Origin of the sequence: Photorhabdus heterorhabditis, from assembly GCF_018448905.1 — a bacterium.
GTDB lineage: Bacteria > Pseudomonadota > Gammaproteobacteria > Enterobacterales > Enterobacteriaceae > Photorhabdus > Photorhabdus heterorhabditis.
The window spans coordinates 43,045-60,707 of record NZ_RCWA01000004.1 but is presented as its reverse complement, the minus strand read 5'-3'; the positions used below and the strand labels follow the sequence as shown (position 1 = coordinate 60,707).

17 protein-coding genes are annotated in these 17,663 nt (G+C 41.0%); 3 read left to right on the top strand and 14 right to left on the bottom strand.

All coding sequences use genetic code 11. The features are described 5' to 3' along the window. Positions 1-80 precede the first annotated feature (80 nt). The 7 genes from EAE89_RS03660 to EAE89_RS03630 all read right to left on the bottom strand — a co-directional run bounded on the left by EAE89_RS03660 (position 81) and on the right by EAE89_RS03630 (position 7,640). A complete protein-coding gene (locus tag EAE89_RS03660; protein WP_054477090.1) occupies positions 81-1,340 on the bottom strand; it encodes an insecticidal delta-endotoxin Cry8Ea1 family protein in 1,260 nt (419 codons plus the stop codon). Between the two features lie 29 nt (positions 1,341-1,369). Next, positions 1,370-1,771 (bottom strand): hypothetical protein, encoded by a 402-nt coding sequence (locus EAE89_RS03655; RefSeq protein WP_149615867.1) that lies wholly within the window; start codon positions 1,769-1,771, stop codon positions 1,370-1,372. Positions 1,772-2,781: 1,010 nt separating this feature from the next. Then, positions 2,782-3,483, bottom strand: a complete 702-nt coding sequence (gene livF, locus EAE89_RS03650; RefSeq protein WP_054477094.1) for a high-affinity branched-chain amino acid ABC transporter ATP-binding protein LivF — start codon at positions 3,481-3,483, stop codon at positions 2,782-2,784. Between the two features lie 2 nt (positions 3,484-3,485). Then, entirely contained in the window at positions 3,486-4,259 is a 774-nt protein-coding gene (gene livG, locus EAE89_RS03645; RefSeq protein WP_054477095.1) for a high-affinity branched-chain amino acid ABC transporter ATP-binding protein LivG, read from the bottom strand. Beyond that, a complete protein-coding gene (locus tag EAE89_RS03640; protein ID WP_054477097.1) occupies positions 4,256-5,542 on the bottom strand; it encodes a high-affinity branched-chain amino acid ABC transporter permease LivM in 1,287 nt (428 codons plus the stop codon). Before EAE89_RS03640 ends, livG begins: the two co-directional genes overlap by 4 nt. After that, entirely contained in the window at positions 5,539-6,465 is a 927-nt protein-coding gene (gene livH, locus EAE89_RS03635) for a high-affinity branched-chain amino acid ABC transporter permease LivH (RefSeq protein ID WP_054477099.1), read from the bottom strand. The genes EAE89_RS03640 and livH overlap by 4 nt, the downstream gene beginning before the upstream one ends. 62 nt (positions 6,466-6,527) lie before the next feature. After that, the gene (locus EAE89_RS03630; protein WP_054477101.1) at positions 6,528-7,640 is read right to left on the bottom strand and encodes a branched-chain amino acid ABC transporter substrate-binding protein; all 1,113 of its coding nucleotides are present in this window, start codon (positions 7,638-7,640) and stop codon (positions 6,528-6,530) included. A 511-nt stretch (positions 7,641-8,151) separates the two neighbouring features. Between EAE89_RS03630 and panM the strand changes: the two genes are divergently transcribed. Beyond that, entirely contained in the window at positions 8,152-8,550 is a 399-nt protein-coding gene (panM, locus tag EAE89_RS03625; protein WP_214085381.1) for an aspartate 1-decarboxylase autocleavage activator PanM, read from the top strand. On the opposite strand, the gene EAE89_RS03620 is transcribed toward panM, so the two are convergent. The 5 genes from EAE89_RS03620 to ftsY all read right to left on the bottom strand — a co-directional run bounded on the left by EAE89_RS03620 (position 8,538) and on the right by ftsY (position 13,956). Then, a complete protein-coding gene (locus tag EAE89_RS03620) occupies positions 8,538-9,677 on the bottom strand; it encodes a glycerate kinase (RefSeq protein ID WP_214085380.1) in 1,140 nt (379 codons plus the stop codon). The genes panM and EAE89_RS03620 overlap by 13 nt on opposite strands. A 100-nt stretch (positions 9,678-9,777) precedes the next feature. Beyond that, positions 9,778-10,635: an RNA polymerase sigma factor RpoH gene (rpoH, locus tag EAE89_RS03615; protein ID WP_054477108.1), complete on the bottom strand. Its 858-nt coding sequence runs from the start codon at positions 10,633-10,635 to the stop codon at positions 9,778-9,780. A 212-nt stretch (positions 10,636-10,847) separates the two neighbouring features. Beyond that, positions 10,848-11,822, bottom strand: a complete 975-nt coding sequence (ftsX, locus tag EAE89_RS03610) for a permease-like cell division protein FtsX (protein WP_054477110.1) — start codon at positions 11,820-11,822, stop codon at positions 10,848-10,850. Continuing rightward, positions 11,815-12,480, bottom strand: coding sequence for a cell division ATP-binding protein FtsE (ftsE, locus tag EAE89_RS03605; RefSeq protein WP_054477112.1), 666 nt, complete (start codon positions 12,478-12,480; stop codon positions 11,815-11,817). The genes ftsX and ftsE overlap by 8 nt, the downstream gene beginning before the upstream one ends. Positions 12,481-12,486: 6 nt before the next feature. Then, complete coding sequence (gene ftsY / locus EAE89_RS03600) at positions 12,487-13,956, bottom strand: signal recognition particle-docking protein FtsY (RefSeq protein WP_214085379.1); 1,470 nt, start codon at positions 13,954-13,956, stop codon at positions 12,487-12,489. Positions 13,957-14,185: 229 nt separating this feature from the next. Here ftsY and rsmD point away from each other — a divergent pair, with 229 nt between their 5' ends. Both rsmD and EAE89_RS03590 read left to right on the top strand, forming a co-directional pair. Beyond that, entirely contained in the window at positions 14,186-14,770 is a 585-nt protein-coding gene (gene rsmD, locus EAE89_RS03595; RefSeq protein WP_054477122.1) for a 16S rRNA (guanine(966)-N(2))-methyltransferase, read from the top strand. A 20-nt stretch (positions 14,771-14,790) separates the two neighbouring features. Then, on the top strand, positions 14,791-15,054 hold the full coding sequence (locus EAE89_RS03590; protein ID WP_015835813.1) for a DUF1145 family protein: 264 nt from the start codon (positions 14,791-14,793) through the stop codon (positions 15,052-15,054). A gap of 133 nt (positions 15,055-15,187) precedes the next feature. On the opposite strand, the gene EAE89_RS03585 is transcribed toward EAE89_RS03590, so the two are convergent. Further along, on the bottom strand, positions 15,188-16,369 hold the full coding sequence (locus EAE89_RS03585; protein WP_054477125.1) for an MFS transporter: 1,182 nt from the start codon (positions 16,367-16,369) through the stop codon (positions 15,188-15,190). Next, a complete protein-coding gene (locus tag EAE89_RS03580; RefSeq protein ID WP_054477127.1) occupies positions 16,348-17,403 on the bottom strand; it encodes a HesA/MoeB/ThiF family protein in 1,056 nt (351 codons plus the stop codon). The genes EAE89_RS03585 and EAE89_RS03580 overlap by 22 nt, the downstream gene beginning before the upstream one ends. Between the last annotated feature and the right edge of the window lie 260 nt (positions 17,404-17,663).

The window sequence follows — 17,663 nt, the reverse complement described above, 5'->3', positions numbered from 1 at the left end:
AACAAAGCAGCAGCTTGAAAGATGAAGGGTATAAAAGCTAATAACATTCTACGTACATAAAATATACTTATTAAAAGCTATTATTTTTTATCCTCATTTATCAGCTGATAAGATACAGCAATATTTGCTGCCTGACCTGCTAATGGGCTGTAATCACTGGACAAATAGATCCCTGAAATGTAGTGACTTTCACCAACATAAAATTTCCGATATTTAGATGTTCCGGGTTCGCCAAATGACAACGAACGGCCATCATTCAAAGTAAAGATGGCTTTATCAACAGCACCATTGCCCCATACTTCCAAACTGGTAATTCGACTACCATCCAGAGAAATAGATGTCGTCTCACCAGAGATTGTACCTAATTGATGTCGACTACCATCATCGAATACAACTGTCAGCCCTCCTACTCTCGGAGCGCCTCCAATGCGTACAATATGTCCCATTAGCGAATTTATCTTTCTTCTATTTTCTCCATTAAGAGCCGGTTTGAGAGGTGGAGTCATATCTTTCTCTGGCGTCAATGCCTGAATTCTGGCTTTTGCTGTTTGACGGTCAAAGAAAGTTGAATAACTTAAAACATCAACATAGATTCTGTTATTTACAGACTCAGCTTCACTTAATTTATTCCAAATACTGATATATTCAATTCCATGTAAACGACAGTGACCATGAACAGACATAACATTGTTTGCAACAGTATTAGCCGTCGAATTATTAAGAGCATCATTAAGCTCTCTATCATATATATTATTAATATAACTATTAGCCTGCTCTACTGTCTTTTTAATTAATCCTCGAACTTTTTCAATATCAATATCACTAAGCCCTATTTCATCTTTTTTCTCTAAACCTGCAACCCAATATGTTATCTGCATCATAACCGTAGTAGAAAACATGGGTAATATCTGATAGTTAATATCATCCGAAAAATTATTAAATTTCTTATGATAACCATCTATATTTTCTGCCAGATTATTAAAAGCACTCCGCGCTTCTTCAGATCCTGGATGTTTCTCAAGAAGTTCAGCAACGGTTGCCATCCTCTCTTGTATATAGGCAATATCACCAGCAAGGATACCTTTAATCGTCTTTAATGCAGATTCCTCTATCATCCTCTCAATTTGCTTGACAATCCCTTCCCATATATTTTCTTTCGATTGAGGCCAGAATAAACCGACTAAAAAAGATATAGCAGGACCAACCGAAGGTATAAAGGATATTCCCCCTATGATTGCATTTTTTACAATATCAGTAACATCCCACTCTAATGCACTCGTTTTTACAGTATATTCATTAGCTACAATAGTTCTTATGTCTAAAACATTTTCTGTCTGCATAATCAAACCCTTCAATTAAAATAAGATATTTAAACCAAATTTGCCGTAACATAAGCAACTTTATCCGTGTTATTATAGATAATGAATTTACTATAATAAAAAGAGTTGCTAGGCACATTTAATACCTTATCTTCGCCTAATCCTACATCCATAGAACCAGACTCAAACCATTCAGAGGTAAAACTATGAGACCAATAAAATTTAGCCGTAACACTACTTGCCAACCCCGTATTTACAACTCTCAGAGATCTTCTGGATTCTGGAATTACTGGTGTATCTATTCTAAATACTTCTACACTAGAATGAGGTGATATAGTCAGATCACTCAAAATAGCAACTGTATTAAAGTCTTTACGTACCGGAACAGGAGAATTAGAATAATTCTCTGCTTTCTGTTCATCTGAATCAATAACAATGGTTATTCTAGACATATTTATTTTCCTCATTAAAATTTAAATAAAACTCACTCAACTTACATATAAATATTTTCAAAAAAACAGTATTACCACTTAATTAAAGACGCGCTTTAACCAGTATAGAACCACTATTACCTTTGAAACTTAATTCCCCGATTATTATGTGGACTTCACATACCACCATAACTTACCAGAACATTAAAATATCCATACTATAAATCAATCATTAATGATGATATATCTAAAAAAAATCGCAATGATATAAAAATATAGCAGAAATATAGTTCGTGTCAACACCATGCTTCAATGCAATTACTATTATTTAGGAATTATTGAAATAATACGAGACACAAACAATATATAAAAAAACATTAAAATTATTACTATTATGTTATTCACTGAATTTACAATGTTAATCTTGGTTACTACAGTGCTATATAATTCTATTTTTCACTTTATAAATTTAACTTTATTTAGAGAGCGATAATAATCCACTCACAATATTTAAATGATAATAAATAAAACAGCCCAGTATTCTGGAGATATATTTATACCCGTTATCTTTCAAGTTGCCTCTTTGTTGGCTGCACTCACTCCCCCCAGTCACAGAGTTATCTATGCTCCCGGGGATTCGTTCCCTTGCCGTCGCGATCCATCTTGAAATCCATTGGGTATATGTTATATCCACATTAACAACGTTATTATTGAAAATTAGTTATATCTTATACACAATCATATTTTTAAAAACATTCTATTTCTGATAATAGAAAATTAACTTAATAGCAAAATAATTTTAACTATATATTTTAGCTATTGCTGGTCGGGAAGCTTAAAACATTCTGCCAGCCCAACGCTTTTTGCATTTAAATGAGGAAGATTTCAAAGCATTTGGAGCCACACTAGTTGCCTTGGCCCCAACCTAAAGCATCATTAATGGGGCCATCACCTTGGGAGAAATAACCTTTCCAGCACTACAAGGATAATCAACCATCTGATATTCCTTATCATGCGAAAAAAATATGTCCCTATCCCCCCAAATACGCATTTCTCACCGCTTCATTAGTCAGTAATGCAGAACCGCTGTCTTCCAGTACAATCTTACCGTTTTCTAGTACATATCCCCGGTCAGCCAGTTTTAGCGCCTGATTTGCATTCTGCTCAACCAGAAAGATTGTCATTCCCTCTTCCCGCAATTGCTGAATAGTATCGAAAATCTGAATGATAATTATCGGTGCCAGCCCCAATGAAGGTTCATCCAGTAACAATAACTGTGGCTGACTCATCAAAGCGCGACCAATTGCCAACATTTGCTGTTCACCGCCGGACATCGTTCCAGCCCGTTGGCTGCGTCTTTCCTGTAAGCGAGGAAACAAATCATAAACCCGTTCAATACGTTGCTGATATTGCGTTTTGTCAGCAAAAAAACCGCCCATTACCAAATTTTCTTCCACCGTCATACGGGCAAATATTCTGCGTCCCTCTGGAGTAATGGCAATGTCTTCACGCATAATACGCGCTGTCGGCCATTGAGTGACATCCTTGCCTCGAAAAATAATGGAACCTTCCGTCGCTCTGGGTGCACCACATAATGTACTGAGCAAGGTTGTTTTTCCTGCACCATTTGCACCTATCAGAGTGACGATTTCTCCCTGCTGAATATTCAAGCTAACCTGATGCAGCGCCTGAATTTTTCCATAATGGGCAGATACCTGCTTAAATTCCAACATGATTAATACACCTCACCCAGATATGCCCGGATAACATCCGGATTATTACGAATCTCTTCTGGCCGTCCTTGTGCCAAAGGTATTCCCTGATTAACAACATAAATGCGATCTGAAATCCCCATCACCAGTTTCATATCGTGCTCAATCAGCAACACGGAAACCTGATGATATTTTCTGAGTCCATCAATCAAGGCATTAAGTTCCTCTGTCTCTTTCGGGTTCAAACCCGCCGCTGGCTCATCCAACATTAGAACTTCGGGATGTGTCACCATACAGCGTGCAATTTCCAAACGCCGTTGCTGACCATATGCCAGATTACCTGCCAGTCTATTTGCCAGTGATAATAAACCAATCCGTTTCAACCAAATTACTGCCCGATCTACAGCCTCAGATTCTGCACGGCAGAACGCTGGCGTTTTAAAAAGCCCGGCCAGGAGACTACTTTTCAAATGCTGATGCTGCGCTACCAATAGATTTTCAATCACAGTCATTTCACGGAACAATCGTACATGCTGGAATGTTCTAACCACTCCCATACGGGCAATTTCCTGCCCAGATAACCCTTCCAGATGTTTTTCCCGCAATTTTATGGTTCCGCTAGTCGGACGGTAAAACCCAGTCAAACAATTAAAGATCGTGGTTTTTCCTGCACCATTAGGCCCAATGAGAGAAACAATTTCACCCTGATTAAGTATCAGAGCAACATTGTTGACAGCCAGCAAACCACCAAAGCGCATGGTCAGATCAGAAACCCGCAATAATGATGTTGCACTCATCCCCGTTCTCCTTCCTGTACGTGGCTTTCCTGCTGTTTCAACCTAACATCACGGCGTTTCATTGGTAGCAACCCTTGCGGGCGCCAAACCATCATCAGTACCATCATTGCCCCTAGCAACAGCATGCTGTAAGCATTTAGATCACGCATCATCTCACGAGACACCACTAGCAGAATTGCCGCCAGTATCACCGCAGTTTGCGAACCCATTCCTCCGAGTACCACAATAGCCAACACGAAAGCAGATTCAGCAAAAGTAAAAGATTCTGGGCTAACGAAACCTTGCCGGGCCGCAAATAGCGTGCCAGCAAAACCAGCAAATGTAGCACTGATGGTAAATGCAGCCAGTTTGATACGAGTTGGGCTAATCCCCAAAGAACGGCAAGCAATTTCATCTTCACGTAGTGCTTCCCACGCGCGCCCCAATGGCATACGCAACAATCTATTGATAATAAATATCGTGACTATCACTAACAGCAACACGACCAGATACAGGAAGATGACTCGGTCACTTGGATCGTATTTCCAACCAAAGAAGTTATGGAAAGTATCCCAGCCTCCCTCTTTCACACTGCGGTTAAATTCCAATCCGAAGAAAGTAGGTTTGGGGATCTGGCTGATGCCATTTGGGCCACCTGTCATTTCAGTATTATTCAACAGTAAAATGCGAACAATCTCACCAAAACCGAGTGTAACAATAGCCAGATAGTCACCCCTCAATCTCAATACGGGAAAACCTAATAACAGCCCGGATAAAGCAGCGGTTAGCCCTGCCAATGGCAAGCTTTGCCAAAATCCCAACCCGTAATAGTGACTGAGTAAAGCATAGGTATAAGCACCGATAGCATAAAAACCAGCATATCCAAGCACCAGCAACCCTGACAAGCCAACCACTACATTCAAGCCCAATCCCAACATGACATAAATTAATGTCAGCGTAGCAATATCGACGCTACCCCGAGAAACCACAAACGGCCAAACAATGGCGGCAATAATGATCAATGCCGCCAGTCGTTTTTGCCCTTTAGTTGAGCCATCGAAATCAGGTAGGACTCGGCTTTTAAGTGGTATTTTTTTCATCGTCTGCTGAACAACTGGACGCAATAACTGGAACAGAAAAACAACCGTACAGCCGATACCAATCCATATCCAGCGCACTTCATCAGCACGATGAACGACTAACTGCGTACCATCCAGTGACAACTGCATCCCCATCATAAAAACAGACAGCACAAATAAAGCGACTGAGGCGATAATGGCATTAATCCAATTGGCATATTTCATACTTTTTCTACCTCCGGACGGCCTAAGATCCCGGTAGGCATAAACAACAACACAATAATAAGCAGGGCAAAGGAAACCACATCTTTATATTCCGTGCTCAGATAAGCAGAAGTCAGAGCTTCAGAAATTCCCAAGATCAAGCCGCCAATCATTGCCCCCGGAATACTGCCAATCCCCCCCAACACGGCTGCGGTGAAGGCTTTCATTCCTGCCATAAAACCAATATACGGATTTATCACACCGTAGAACTGTCCCAGCAAAACACCCGCTACCGCAGCCATTGCTGCGCCAATAACAAAGGTTAAAGAAATGACTTTATCAGTATTGATTCCTAACAAACTGGCCATTTTCAAATCTTCCGCGCAAGCACGACAAGCGCGTCCCATACGGGAATAGCGGATAAACATCGTCAGTACCAGCATGGCAAGAAATGTAACTATCCAGATAGTCAGTTGCATTGCAGTAATACTGGCAGAAAATCCATCACTTTCACCCAATACCCACTGTCCGGCAATCAGACTTGGCAGTGCCAAATCACGGGAACCTTGTGACAAACTGACATAGTTTTGCAGGAAAATAGACATTCCAATTGCGGAAATCAGAGCAATCAGGCGCTTAGAGTGACGAACAGGTCTGTAAGCTACCCGTTCAATACTCCAGCCATAAGCGCTGGCAATAACAATTGATGCAAAAAAAGCAGCGGTAACCAGTAACCAACCTAGATCGATGCCCATCATCATCAGGGCCGCAATCACAATAAAAGAGACATAACTGCCAATCATATAAACTTCGCCATGAGCAAAGTTAATCATCCCAATTATGCCGTAAACCATCGTATAACCAATGGCAATCAATGCATAAGTGCTACCCAGAGTAACTCCATTTAACATCTGTTGTAAGAAATAGAGAAATTGCTCTGACATACCTTGATACCTCTGGAATAGCAGCCCCTGACAAACAGGGGCTGACGGCCATTAAAATGACTTTACTTCACAGAGGTAGAAGAACCATCTGCATGCCATTCAAAAATACCGAACTCGAATCCTTTCAAGTCACCCGCCTCATTCCAGCTCAGTGTTCCCATTACAGTATCTACTGGATTAGTTTTTAGATTTTTTACTAAATCAATAGGTTCCATGCTACCGGTACGGCTCATTGCGGTTGTCAGAGATTGAATGGCAGCATAAGTTGTCCAGACGAATGGCCCTGTTGGATCTTCTTTCTTACCTTTGATCGCATCAACAACCGTCTTGTTCACTGGAACCTGATCGTAACGCTTAGGTAGTGTTACTAACATTCCTTCAGAAGCCTCACTGGCGATATTGGACAACGAAGAATTACCTACACCTTCTGGTCCCATAAAGCGAATATTCAAACCGGCCTGCTTAGCCTGACGCAGAATTTGCCCCATTTCAGGGTAATAGCCACCGAAATAGACAAAATCCACGTTCTCTTTTTTCAGACGGGCGACTAATACTGAGAAATCTTTATCACCCGCAGTAACGCCTTCAAACAGTACAATATTGACTCCTGCTTTTTTCAATTTGTCGAGAACAGAACGCGCTAACCCTTCGCCATATTGCTGTTTATCATGAACAATCGCCAAACGCTGAGGTTTGATCTTTTCAGCGATATATTTCGCCGCTGTTGGTCCCTGATCAGAATCCAACCCTGTAGTACGCAGAATCATTTGGTAGCCACGGGTCGTCAGATCGGCATTAGTCGCTGCTGGCGTAATCATAATGACGCCTTCATCTTCATAGATATCAGATGCTGGCTGAGTAGACGAAGAACACAGATGACCAATAACATAACGAATGTTGTCATTAATCACCTTGTTAGCGACTGCCACTGCCTGTTTCGGATCACAGGCATCATCATATTCAACACCCACCAGCTTATTGCCGTTAATGCCACCTTTGGCATTAATATCTGCAATCGCCTGACGTGCACCAGTAAATTCCATATCACCATACTGAGCAACGGGCCCAGACATCGCTCCGACAATCGCTACCTTGATCTCTTTTGCCCATAGTGAATGGCTCATCACCATGGCAATACAACCTGCTAATAATGCTTTACCTGTTATGATATTCATTTATTTATCCCCGTATTGTTATTGGTCTTATTTATTGTGTTTGCCTTTAAAATCTTTCATTATCTGGCTGTAAATTATGACCTTTTGTGATTGATGATTAGATAAAGTAATTTTTGTTAATAAGACTTTATTTTTCATGTCATTAAAATAGCATTTCATGCTTAAAATCAAATTAACAAGGTAGCTAAAAGCATTATCTACAGAATAAAATACCACCGAAGATGGTTGGAATTTAGACAAAACATAGTGTGATATTCTGGTTAAATATTAGTAAGGCAATCTTTAATTCGAAAGATCGAGGTCGTTAAAAACATTTTTCCAGTAACGTATATACCCAATGGATTTCAAGATGGATCGCGACGGCAAGGGAGCGAATCCCCGGGAGCATAGCGAACTCTGTGACCGGGGTGAGTGAGTGCAGCCAACAAAGAAGCAACTTGAAAGATACGAGTATAAAGCAGTTGCACAACACACTGCCTATCTATTCATCTACAATTGATATAGAAAAACCATGAAATTAACTATCGAGCAACTTACTGTTTTATCAGCACAAGATATGATTGATCTGGGGAAAATTTGGCCTCAGCAACCCCCTGAACAATGGCAAATCTGCCTAAGAAATGGGAATGAGTTGTTCGCTGCCCGTTTTAATGACAGATTACTAGCCGCAGTAAAAATTACGCTTAGTAATCAATTCGGTCTGCTTGAAGATTTATGTGTCCGTGAAATAACACGTCGCCGGGGAATAGGTTTATATTTGATAAATGAAATAAAAGCCCGCCATCCTGCCGTTAAGCGGTGGAAGCTCAGTCTTGACGGTTTCCCAGATGCCAACGAGCCAGCATTAAAAAGTTTTATGAGCGTCTGTGGTTTTCATTATGATGCCAGGTCAAATTGTTACTCTAATTGACCCATTTTCCAGACAACAGCCACATTGCGGGCAGTCACTCGTAAATTTTCATGCCCGCAAGCAAGAGCATCAGAAAGAGAACAAACGCCGGGCATAATTGAGAAAACAGCATCCAATCCATGATCATGAACAATACTGTAGTCTTTACTCATACCGCCAACCAATGCAATAGTTGCGATGGCATATTTTTTGGCGATACGGGCAACACCAATTGGCGTTTTACCATAAATAGTCTGGCTGTCTATCCGACCTTCGCCAGTAATAACCAGATTAGCCCCCTGTAGTGCTTCTTCCAGCTTTAGAGTGGAGATAACAATATCAATTCCCGGTTGCAATTTAGCGTTCAGCCAACCAAGTAAAGAAGCCCCCATACCACCTGCTGCTCCTGCACCGGGTACATCCATGACCCTGGTTTCTGTCAAGAATTCAATTTTTTCACCATAATGACGTAAACCAGCATCTAACTCTTTCACCATCTCTGGTGTCGCCCCTTTCTGGGGACCAAAAATAGCCGATGCACCCAACTTACCACATAGCGGGTTAATCACATCACAGGCGACGATAATTTCAGTATGACTCAAACGGGAATCCAAACCAGAGAGATCAATTTCAGCAAGCTGGCTTAATGCTGCACCTCCAGCCTTGAGTTCTTTACCACTAATATCAAGCAGATGAACCCCCAGTGCCTGCATCATACCGGCACCACCATCATTAGTCGCACTGCCCCCAATCCCCAAAATTATCTTTCTGACACCTTTATCTAAAGCAGCCAGTATCAGCTCACCTGTACCATAAGTCGTGGTTATCAGTGGATTACGCTTTTCCATTGGAACCAGATGTAAGCCAGAAGCGGCGGCCATTTCAATAACAGCCGTTCTTTCATCACCCAGAATACCGAAAAAGCTATCCACTGGCTGATTTAACGGCCCAGTAACAGACAGATGGATAACCTGCCCATTCATGGCTGCTACCATTGATTCAACCGTTCCTTCACCACCATCAGCCATGGGTAATTTGATATATTCGGCTTGTGGATAAATTTCACGAAATCCCTGTTCTATTGCTTCAGCGACCTGCGAAGCACTGAGACTTTCTTTAAATGAATCAGGTGCAATCACAATTTTCATACGATTCACTCAGGGTTGAAGGCACTGAAAAATAGGAACAAAAAAGGCGATAAATCATTATCGCCCTTTAACTTACTCATTATAAAGACATTAAATTTATTTACGCCTCAATCGCTACCCGCAGTTTTTTCATGGCATTTTTTTCAAGCTGACGTACGCGCTCAGCAGAAACACCGTACTTATCAGCCAGTTCTTGCAAGGTAGATTTATTATCATCATCCAACCAGCGACAACGGATAATATCCTGACTGCGCTCATCTAAACCTTCTATTGCCACTGATAATTTATCAGCAGCATGGTTTTCCCAGTTGTCCTCTTCGATGCCGTCTGCAAAATCAGACGCTTTATCCTGAAGATACAGAACAGGAGCAACCGGCTGCCCTTCCTGATTATCATCATCGGCAGACATATCAAATGCCATATCCTGCGCTGACATACGAGATTCCATCTCACGTACATCTTTACTGGTTACACCAAGTTCTTTGGCAACCATCTCCACTTCGTCTTGATTGAACCAACCCAGACGCTGTTTAGTTTTGCGCAGATTGAAAAACAGCTTACGCTGCGCTTTAGTTGTTGCAACTTTTACAATACGCCAGTTACGCAGCACATACTCATGGATTTCAGCTTTAATCCAGTGAACAGCAAAAGAAACCAGACGTACCCCCACCTCCGGGTTAAAACGACGTACTGCTTTCATCAAGCCAATGTTCCCTTCCTGAATTAAATCTGCCTGAGGCAAACCATAACCAGCATAGCTGCGAGCGACATGAACAACGAAGCGCAGGTGAGATAGAATCAGCTTCTTAGCTGCATCCAGATCTCCCTGGTAATGCAGCCTTTCAGCCAGTTCCTTCTCTTCCTCTGCTGTCAGCATCGGATAGGTATTAGAGGCGCGGATATAGCCCTCTAGACTTCCTTGAGGAACTAACGCTAAGGTTTGCATTTCTTTGGCCATTCAAATCCTCTCAAATAAGGCTCAAATCGTTAGGATAGATTACATCAGTGTATATGAACTAATGCTCAACACACAGCGGTACAGTCTATCACCAGAATGTGCATATTCAAGTTACAGATGCGCGAAGTAGTCATAATTTCAGTACAGACAATATCCACTGTGAAGTTACGGAACAAAAAATAACAGATTGTTTTATATTTATGCAAGTAACTTTATTCTGGCGTAAAGTGGCGCAAATGCTGAGTTGTCGCTAGCCAAGCGGCTACCCAACCAATCATGGCAGAGATAAGAACTAGCAATAAGGATTCATCCCATGAAAGTCCATATAAATTAAACGTCGTACCAAACACGCTGGCAACCTGTGTTACAACATCAGAGAGCTTCCACACCAATAAGGCAGAGAGTATTAATGACAAAATTGCCCCAAGTCCCCCTAACAAAGCACCACCATTAAGGAATGGACGCAAAATAAAACCATCAGTTGCACCAATCAACTTCATCACATTAATCGTATCACGGTGACTGAAAATACTGAGGCGTACACTATTACCGATGACCAAAAACAATGCCACTACCATCAGAATACCGATCACTGTCGCAATTTGACCGACAAGGCCCGTCAACGCCGCCAGACGAGCAAACCAGCTGTCATCCATCCGAACTTCTTCAATGCCTTTGACCTGAGAAACGCTGTCACGCAATGTCGTCAGAGTCTGTGAACTCTGGAAATCAATTTTCGGTGTAATGATAGCAACAGCGGGTAATGGATTCTCTTCCAACATATCCAGAGCGCTGCCAAAACCAGACCAAGTACGAAACTCGGTCATGGCTTCCTGGCGTGAAAGATAATTAACATTATCCACCCCATCGAGCGCTTTCAGTTCACTTATCAATTTCTGGACGCTGTTATCATCTAGTGATTTATCGAGATAAACCGTCAATTGCGGAGTAGGGTACCATTTTTCCGCAGCCTGGCTAACGTTCTTCCATACAATGTAACAAACGCTGGGTAATGTCAGAGAAATCGCAATAACCATAATCGTCAGCAAAGTTGCCAGCGGCTGACGCAGCATATCGGTCAGTGCATTCATCCAAGCATAACGCCATTGTTCACGCCATCCCCCTAGCAGAGTTTTGCTTTTCGATCTTGTTACTTTTCCTGCGACCTTACGCACATTTTTAACCATGATGCTCCCCCGTCATACGGCCTTGGCTCAGCGTCAGAATACGATATTTTCTCCTATCAATCAGTGCCATATCATGAGTCGCCATCAGCACTGTTACCCCTACCCGATTAAATTCTTCAAATAGCCGCAAAATGCCTTCTGACAACTCACCATCAAGGTTACCTGTTGGTTCATCCGCCAATAAAACAGTCGGCTTATTCACAACCGCACGGGCAATGCCAACACGTTGCTGCTCACCACCCGAGAGTTGAATCGGGAAATTCTTCGCTTTGTCCAGTAAACCAACCTTATCTAATGCAGCAGAAGTTCGGCGACGGATATCTTCAGAACTCGCACCAGAAATGATAAGTGGCATTGCTACATTATCGTATACCGTTCGATCCAACAGCAGGTGATGATCCTGGAAGATCATACCAATCTGACGGCGGAGGAAAGGAACTTCACGGCTTTTTAACCGACTGATATCATGACCTGCAAACCAGATATGTCCAGCGCTTGGTCGCTCAATACCACAGATGAGTTTCAGCAAGGTACTTTTACCTGCTCCTGAGTGACCAATCAAAAATGCCATTTCCGCAGGACGCAAATGAAAATTCACCCCTTGCAGGGCTTGTCGTCCCCCCAGATAAGCTTTACTGACCTGTTCAAAGCGAATCATCGGTAATTAATCCTCTCGGGCAAAAAGAGCCTCTATAAAGTCGTCTGCCTTAAATGGCCGTAGATCTTCAATGCCTTCACCAACACCAATATAACGGATAGGAATTTCAAACTGATCAGCAATGGCGAAAATCACACCACCTTTGGCAGTACCATCCAATTTTGTCAATGAGATACCTGTCAGCCCAACCGCTTCATGGAACAGTTTAGCCTGACTTATCGCATTCTGACCGGTACTGGCATCCAATGTCAGCATAATTTCATGTGGAGCATCTTCGTCCAGTTTTTTCATCACCCGAACAATTTTCTTCAACTCTTCCATCAAGTGAGATTTATTTTGCAAACGGCCTGCGGTATCTGCAATCAATATATCTACACCTTTAGCTTTAGCTGATTGCATAGCATCGAAAATCACAGAAGCCGGATCAGCACCGGTATGTTGCGCTACCACAGAAATATGATTGCGTTCCCCCCACACCTGTAACTGTTCAACTGCGGCTGCACGGAAAGTATCCCCAGCCGCCAACATGACAGATTTACCTTGTGCCTGAAACTGACGTGCCAATTTACCGATCGTTGTAGTTTTACCAACACCATTAACACCAACCATCAGAATGACATACGGTGTTTTTCCTTCAATATCCAGTGGCTTATCAACTTTAGCTAGAATACCAGACATCTCTTCTTTTAATTTGGCATACAACGCTTCCGCATCTTTCAGCTCTTTACGGCTAGCATGGGCCGTCAAGCTGCCAATGATTTTGCGAGTAGTATCGACACCAACATCAGCAATCAACAATTGTTCTTCCAATTCATCGAATAGATCATCATCGATCTTTTTACCACTGAACAAGCTGAGAAAACCGGACCCTAGATTTTGACGAGTTTTAACCAAACTACGTTTCAAACGCGTGAAAAATCCTTCCTTAGTCGGGCGTTCCTGTTCCTTTGATACAACTGGCTTTGGCTGTTCCGCCTGTTCTGCGGCTAACCTTGCCGCTTCCTCAGCAAGACGCTGTTGCTCTGCCTGCTCTTCGGCTAACCTTGCCGCTTCCTCAGCAAGACGCTGTTGCTCTGCCTGCTCTGCGGCTAATCTTGCCGCTTCCTCAGCAAGACGCTGTTGCTCTGCCTGTTCTGCGGCCAATCTTGCCGCTTCCTCAGTAAGACGCTGTTGCTCTGCCTGTTCTGCGGCCAATCTTGCCGCTTCCTGAGCAAGACGTTGTTGCTCTGCCCGCTCTGCGGCTAATCTTGCCGCTTCCTCAGCAAGACGCTGTTGCTTTGCCTGCTCTGCGGCTAATCTTGCCGCTTCCTCAGTAAGACGCTGTTGTTCTGCCTGCTCTGCGGCTAATCTTGCCGCTTCCTCAGCAAGACGCTGTTGTTCCGCTTGCTCTACGGCCAATTGTTCTTCTTTTTGCTGTTCTTCCTGACGACCACGCCCGAACCAGGAGAAAAAGCCTCTTTTTTTCTCTTTTGCCATCAGCCACTACACTCCTCAAGGTTAAATCATGGCGTTATAACAGTGAATAATAACGAAATTAGATGCAGTCTAACATTTTCATAGTAACGCAACACATATCAATCACGAATTCCGTGGTAAATTAACGCCAGCAAAGTTTAACAAGTCTTTTCTTATTCGACACTTTCATGGCACCTTTAAAAGTACGTTATCGGTTTATCTGATGACAAATTATTAAGTTACATAAATTATGGCAAAAAAATCACAACAACAATCTATGGGACAAATCCGCCTTATTGGTGGAAAATGGCGAAGCCGGAAATTGCCTGTACCGAATAGCCCCGGATTACGCCCAACTACAGATCGCGTTAGAGAAACTCTGTTTAACTGGCTGGCTCCAGTGATTCAGGAAGCGCGCTGCCTGGATTGTTATGCAGGAAGCGGAGCTCTTGGGTTAGAAGCACTTTCCCGTTATGCAAAACAAGCGATACTTATTGAATATGAACGAAATATAGCAAAACAACTTTCTGCTAATCTGGCTCTTCTCGGCGCCAAAAATGCCGAAATTATTAACGACAGCGCATTAAACTATTTATCTCAACCGGGGACACCCTGTGATGTGATTTTCCTTGATCCACCTTTCCGTCAAGGAATGCTTGCCAAAACCATAAAATTATTGGAACAGCAGGGTTGGTTAGCCGATAAAAGTTGGATCTATGTTGAGGCCGAATCCGAATCAGCAGCGGCAGATGTTCCTGCTAACTGGCAACTTCATCGTGAAAAAGTTGCCGGACAAGTCGCATATCGGCTTTATATTCGTTACTTACCCGCATAATTATCTTTGGGAGCACACTGATGTTTATTCAACTGGGAAAACTATTAATGGTCTGCGTTTGGGGATTTTTGATATTTAACCTAATCCATCCATTTCCAAAACCATTGAAGTATTTTATGGATATCGCCATGATTTTCACGGTAGTCATGCATGCATTTCAGATGCTACTTCTAAAATCCAGTCAGCCCAAAGACCAAAAACTTTCTGGCTTGATGCAAACAAAGATTTTCTTTTTTGGTGTCTTTGAGCTATTGGCAATGCAGAAAAAGCAGCTAAAAAAATAAACCAATTAGCGGGAAATGCTCACTTGTAGTCACAAGCAAACTGGAGAAAACGAAATAAGCATAATAGATGCCACCATTCGTTTATAGCCACCCGCTTATTTTAATTCTGCGTTGGAAGAGATCCTTAGTGTGTTTACCTGAGCGATAATTTCAGGCTAAACACATAAAGATAAATAACCATTGAAGACAAAATAATGAGTGAATATGACATTATTTGCCATCCAAAAATTTCCGTAAGATATGCAACCACCGGAAAAAGTATCAAAACGATTAAGCGTGCAAATGTCGATAATAAAGAGTCAAATGTTGACCTCAAACTGGCATCAAAATAGCCATGATAAACGGCTCTCAGCCCCATTGTTAGATATTGATTACTACCAAACATAAAAATTAAGGCTACAGGTATTAAGTATGGATAACTCTCCCCGCCTAACAGGCATATTCCTGTGGAAACAAACATCAAAAGTAAGCCAAACCAAATCAGTTTTCTATTGTCACTGATTTTACTGATGATCCATCCTGCGACAGATTGAGACATAAGAATAAAAACAAATAATATTCCATATGACAAAGAACCTTTAACTCCACCAGAAAATCCATAAAAAGCATAAGGTTGCCAATATTGGAGTAATATTTGAAAATACACTATATTTGAAACGACAGCGAAAAATACGAATAAGAAGTCTTTACTCCCTTTAATTAAAAGAGAATATATCTCCTTTATATCATTCATTAACCCTGATTTTTTCCCATTGACTAATTTAACCTTTGATTCAGGAAGAAAAAAGGAAAAAAACATCAATATAAAACTACCTATTCCAGCAAGAATCCATATCCATCGTGAACCTATATCACCTATTGCAGCGCCAATCATAGCAGCAATAGCCATAGACATATAATGATATTTACCGTTAATTCCCAGTATCCGATGAGTGTCTTTACCACCCTCTGATTTATATACATCAATCAAGTATGAATTATATGTTCCACCTATTATCGTCAAAGAAATTGCGTTAAAAAATTCGGCCAGATAAAAACCATATAAATGGGATGAAACCCCCGTTAAAACAAGCCAAGCTCCACCAAAGAAGACAGAAAGAGATATCGCATATTTTCGGCTGATCCTATCAGCAAGATAAGACGTTGGTATATCCAATATAAAAAAAACGCAGGCCTGCATGGTCTTCATTAAACCAAGATCAACAAGAGATACGCCTTTGCTTAAAAGATAAATCGATGAAGTAGCGCCAATGAGCATCCTCAAAGAATTAAAAATAACAGAATATGTTATTATTATTTTGGTTGAAGACCACATATATTACACCTTTCATTTTTAGGTATTTCTTGTGTTTCTATTTTTATTTTACGAGAGTGAATTCCAATTCTTCTATTCTTGCTAAGTATTTCACCATACCCACCTAAGAATTTCATAACATCCCCAAAAGCATATGAAGCAGCTACCCCATTGACACTGGGGAAAGTAGCAGCTTTGAAATCAGAATTTATTGTTGCCAAATTATCTTGTAGTTCATCATCACAGGCGTAATCAGGCACTACCTTAGAACAACTGAAACAAGCTGTTTCTCCTGGAATGACAAAAGGACCTATAACAGATATGTCATTTATATACCCAACGTTTAAATAAGGTTGTTTTTTTTCAAAACAATAATCATTAACCCAATTAATAAGTTCAAATGGAGTATCAGCGGATACAATAAAAAGGTCAGATTTTTCTATTTTAGACAAATCATCCTTATGTTTTATCTCTAAATTCACCTTCTTTACATTTAGCTCTGAATTTCTTTTTAATAACTCTCTTTCTAATATGTCAATTTTAAGAAAATTAACATCTTTTTCCGAAAATAAGACTTGCCGAGTTAAATTACTTATCTCAATTATATCACTATCAACTATAGATATAGTACCAACTCCAGAGGTCGCCAAAAGATATGAAATATGATTCCCTATCCCCCCACATCCTATAATGGTAACTTTTGATTTACTTATTTTTTCCTGAACTTCTTTAGAGTTAGCACCTAAGTAATGATAATAGAGTACGTTTCTACTATACCTATCATCAGAGTTAAAATATGAAGAACTCATCAGTGAATTTTTCTCCCTAAAAAGAGAAAGGGAGAAATTTATATCATCCTCACTTACACCACTAACGTTATTCTTTATGTATTCATAGAGGTTATCACTATCCGTTTCTCTTTTTAAAAAAGAAGCGATTTTAACTAAAGATTCAAATCGCTTCTTCTGTGGTATGAGTACTTGATTAGAACCTACGCCAAAAATCCCACCAGATTCAAACCTTCCAGCTTGAATATATCTAGCAATCTTAACCATAACCCCCCCTCTATTTATATGTTCGGTACTATGCCGTAGAAATAATCTTCTACGGCATAAGACATAATCATTATTGACGCAATTAGTTAGAAGCGATACTGATCATTTTTCCCCTCCCGAAACAAGAATATTGATAAATATCATTAACAAATTCACAACAATTCACTTATTTCACATAATAAAAAATAAGTCAATAAAAATATTATCAAGGATAATAACTATAACTGTATTTACCTTTTCAACGTAAAAATACACTCACA

Bases quoted from the DNA above. Each gene is read 5' to 3' on its own strand.
- EAE89_RS03660 (WP_054477090.1), bottom strand. From the start codon at position 1,340: ATGCAGACAGAAAATGTTTTAGACATAAGAACTATTGTAGCTAATGAA.
- rpoH (WP_054477108.1), bottom strand. From the start codon at position 10,635: ATGGCCAAAGAAATGCAAACCTTAGCGTTAGTTCCTCAAGGAAGTCTA.
- EAE89_RS03630 (WP_054477101.1), bottom strand. From the start codon at position 7,640: ATGAATATCATAACAGGTAAAGCATTATTAGCAGGTTGTATTGCCATG.
- EAE89_RS03655 (WP_149615867.1), bottom strand. From the start codon at position 1,771: ATGTCTAGAATAACCATTGTTATTGATTCAGATGAACAGAAAGCAGAG.
- panM (WP_214085381.1), top strand. From the start codon at position 8,152: ATGAAATTAACTATCGAGCAACTTACTGTTTTATCAGCACAAGATATG.
- ftsE (WP_054477112.1), bottom strand. From the start codon at position 12,480: ATGATTCGCTTTGAACAGGTCAGTAAAGCTTATCTGGGGGGACGACAA.
- livG (WP_054477095.1), bottom strand. From the start codon at position 4,259: ATGAGTGCAACATCATTATTGCGGGTTTCTGATCTGACCATGCGCTTT.
- ftsX (WP_054477110.1), bottom strand. From the start codon at position 11,822: ATGGTTAAAAATGTGCGTAAGGTCGCAGGAAAAGTAACAAGATCGAAA.
- livF (WP_054477094.1), bottom strand. From the start codon at position 3,483: ATGTTGGAATTTAAGCAGGTATCTGCCCATTATGGAAAAATTCAGGCG.
- livH (WP_054477099.1), bottom strand. From the start codon at position 6,465: ATGTCAGAGCAATTTCTCTATTTCTTACAACAGATGTTAAATGGAGTT.
- EAE89_RS03580 (WP_054477127.1), bottom strand. From the start codon at position 17,403: ATGGTTAAGATTGCTAGATATATTCAAGCTGGAAGGTTTGAATCTGGT.
- EAE89_RS03585 (WP_054477125.1), bottom strand. From the start codon at position 16,369: ATGTGGTCTTCAACCAAAATAATAATAACATATTCTGTTATTTTTAAT.
- EAE89_RS03620 (WP_214085380.1), bottom strand. From the start codon at position 9,677: ATGAAAATTGTGATTGCACCTGATTCATTTAAAGAAAGTCTCAGTGCT.
- rsmD (WP_054477122.1), top strand. From the start codon at position 14,186: ATGGCAAAAAAATCACAACAACAATCTATGGGACAAATCCGCCTTATT.
- EAE89_RS03640 (WP_054477097.1), bottom strand. From the start codon at position 5,542: ATGAAATATGCCAATTGGATTAATGCCATTATCGCCTCAGTCGCTTTA.
- EAE89_RS03590 (WP_015835813.1), top strand. From the start codon at position 14,791: ATGTTTATTCAACTGGGAAAACTATTAATGGTCTGCGTTTGGGGATTT.
- ftsY (WP_214085379.1), bottom strand. From the start codon at position 13,956: ATGGCAAAAGAGAAAAAAAGAGGCTTTTTCTCCTGGTTCGGGCGTGGT.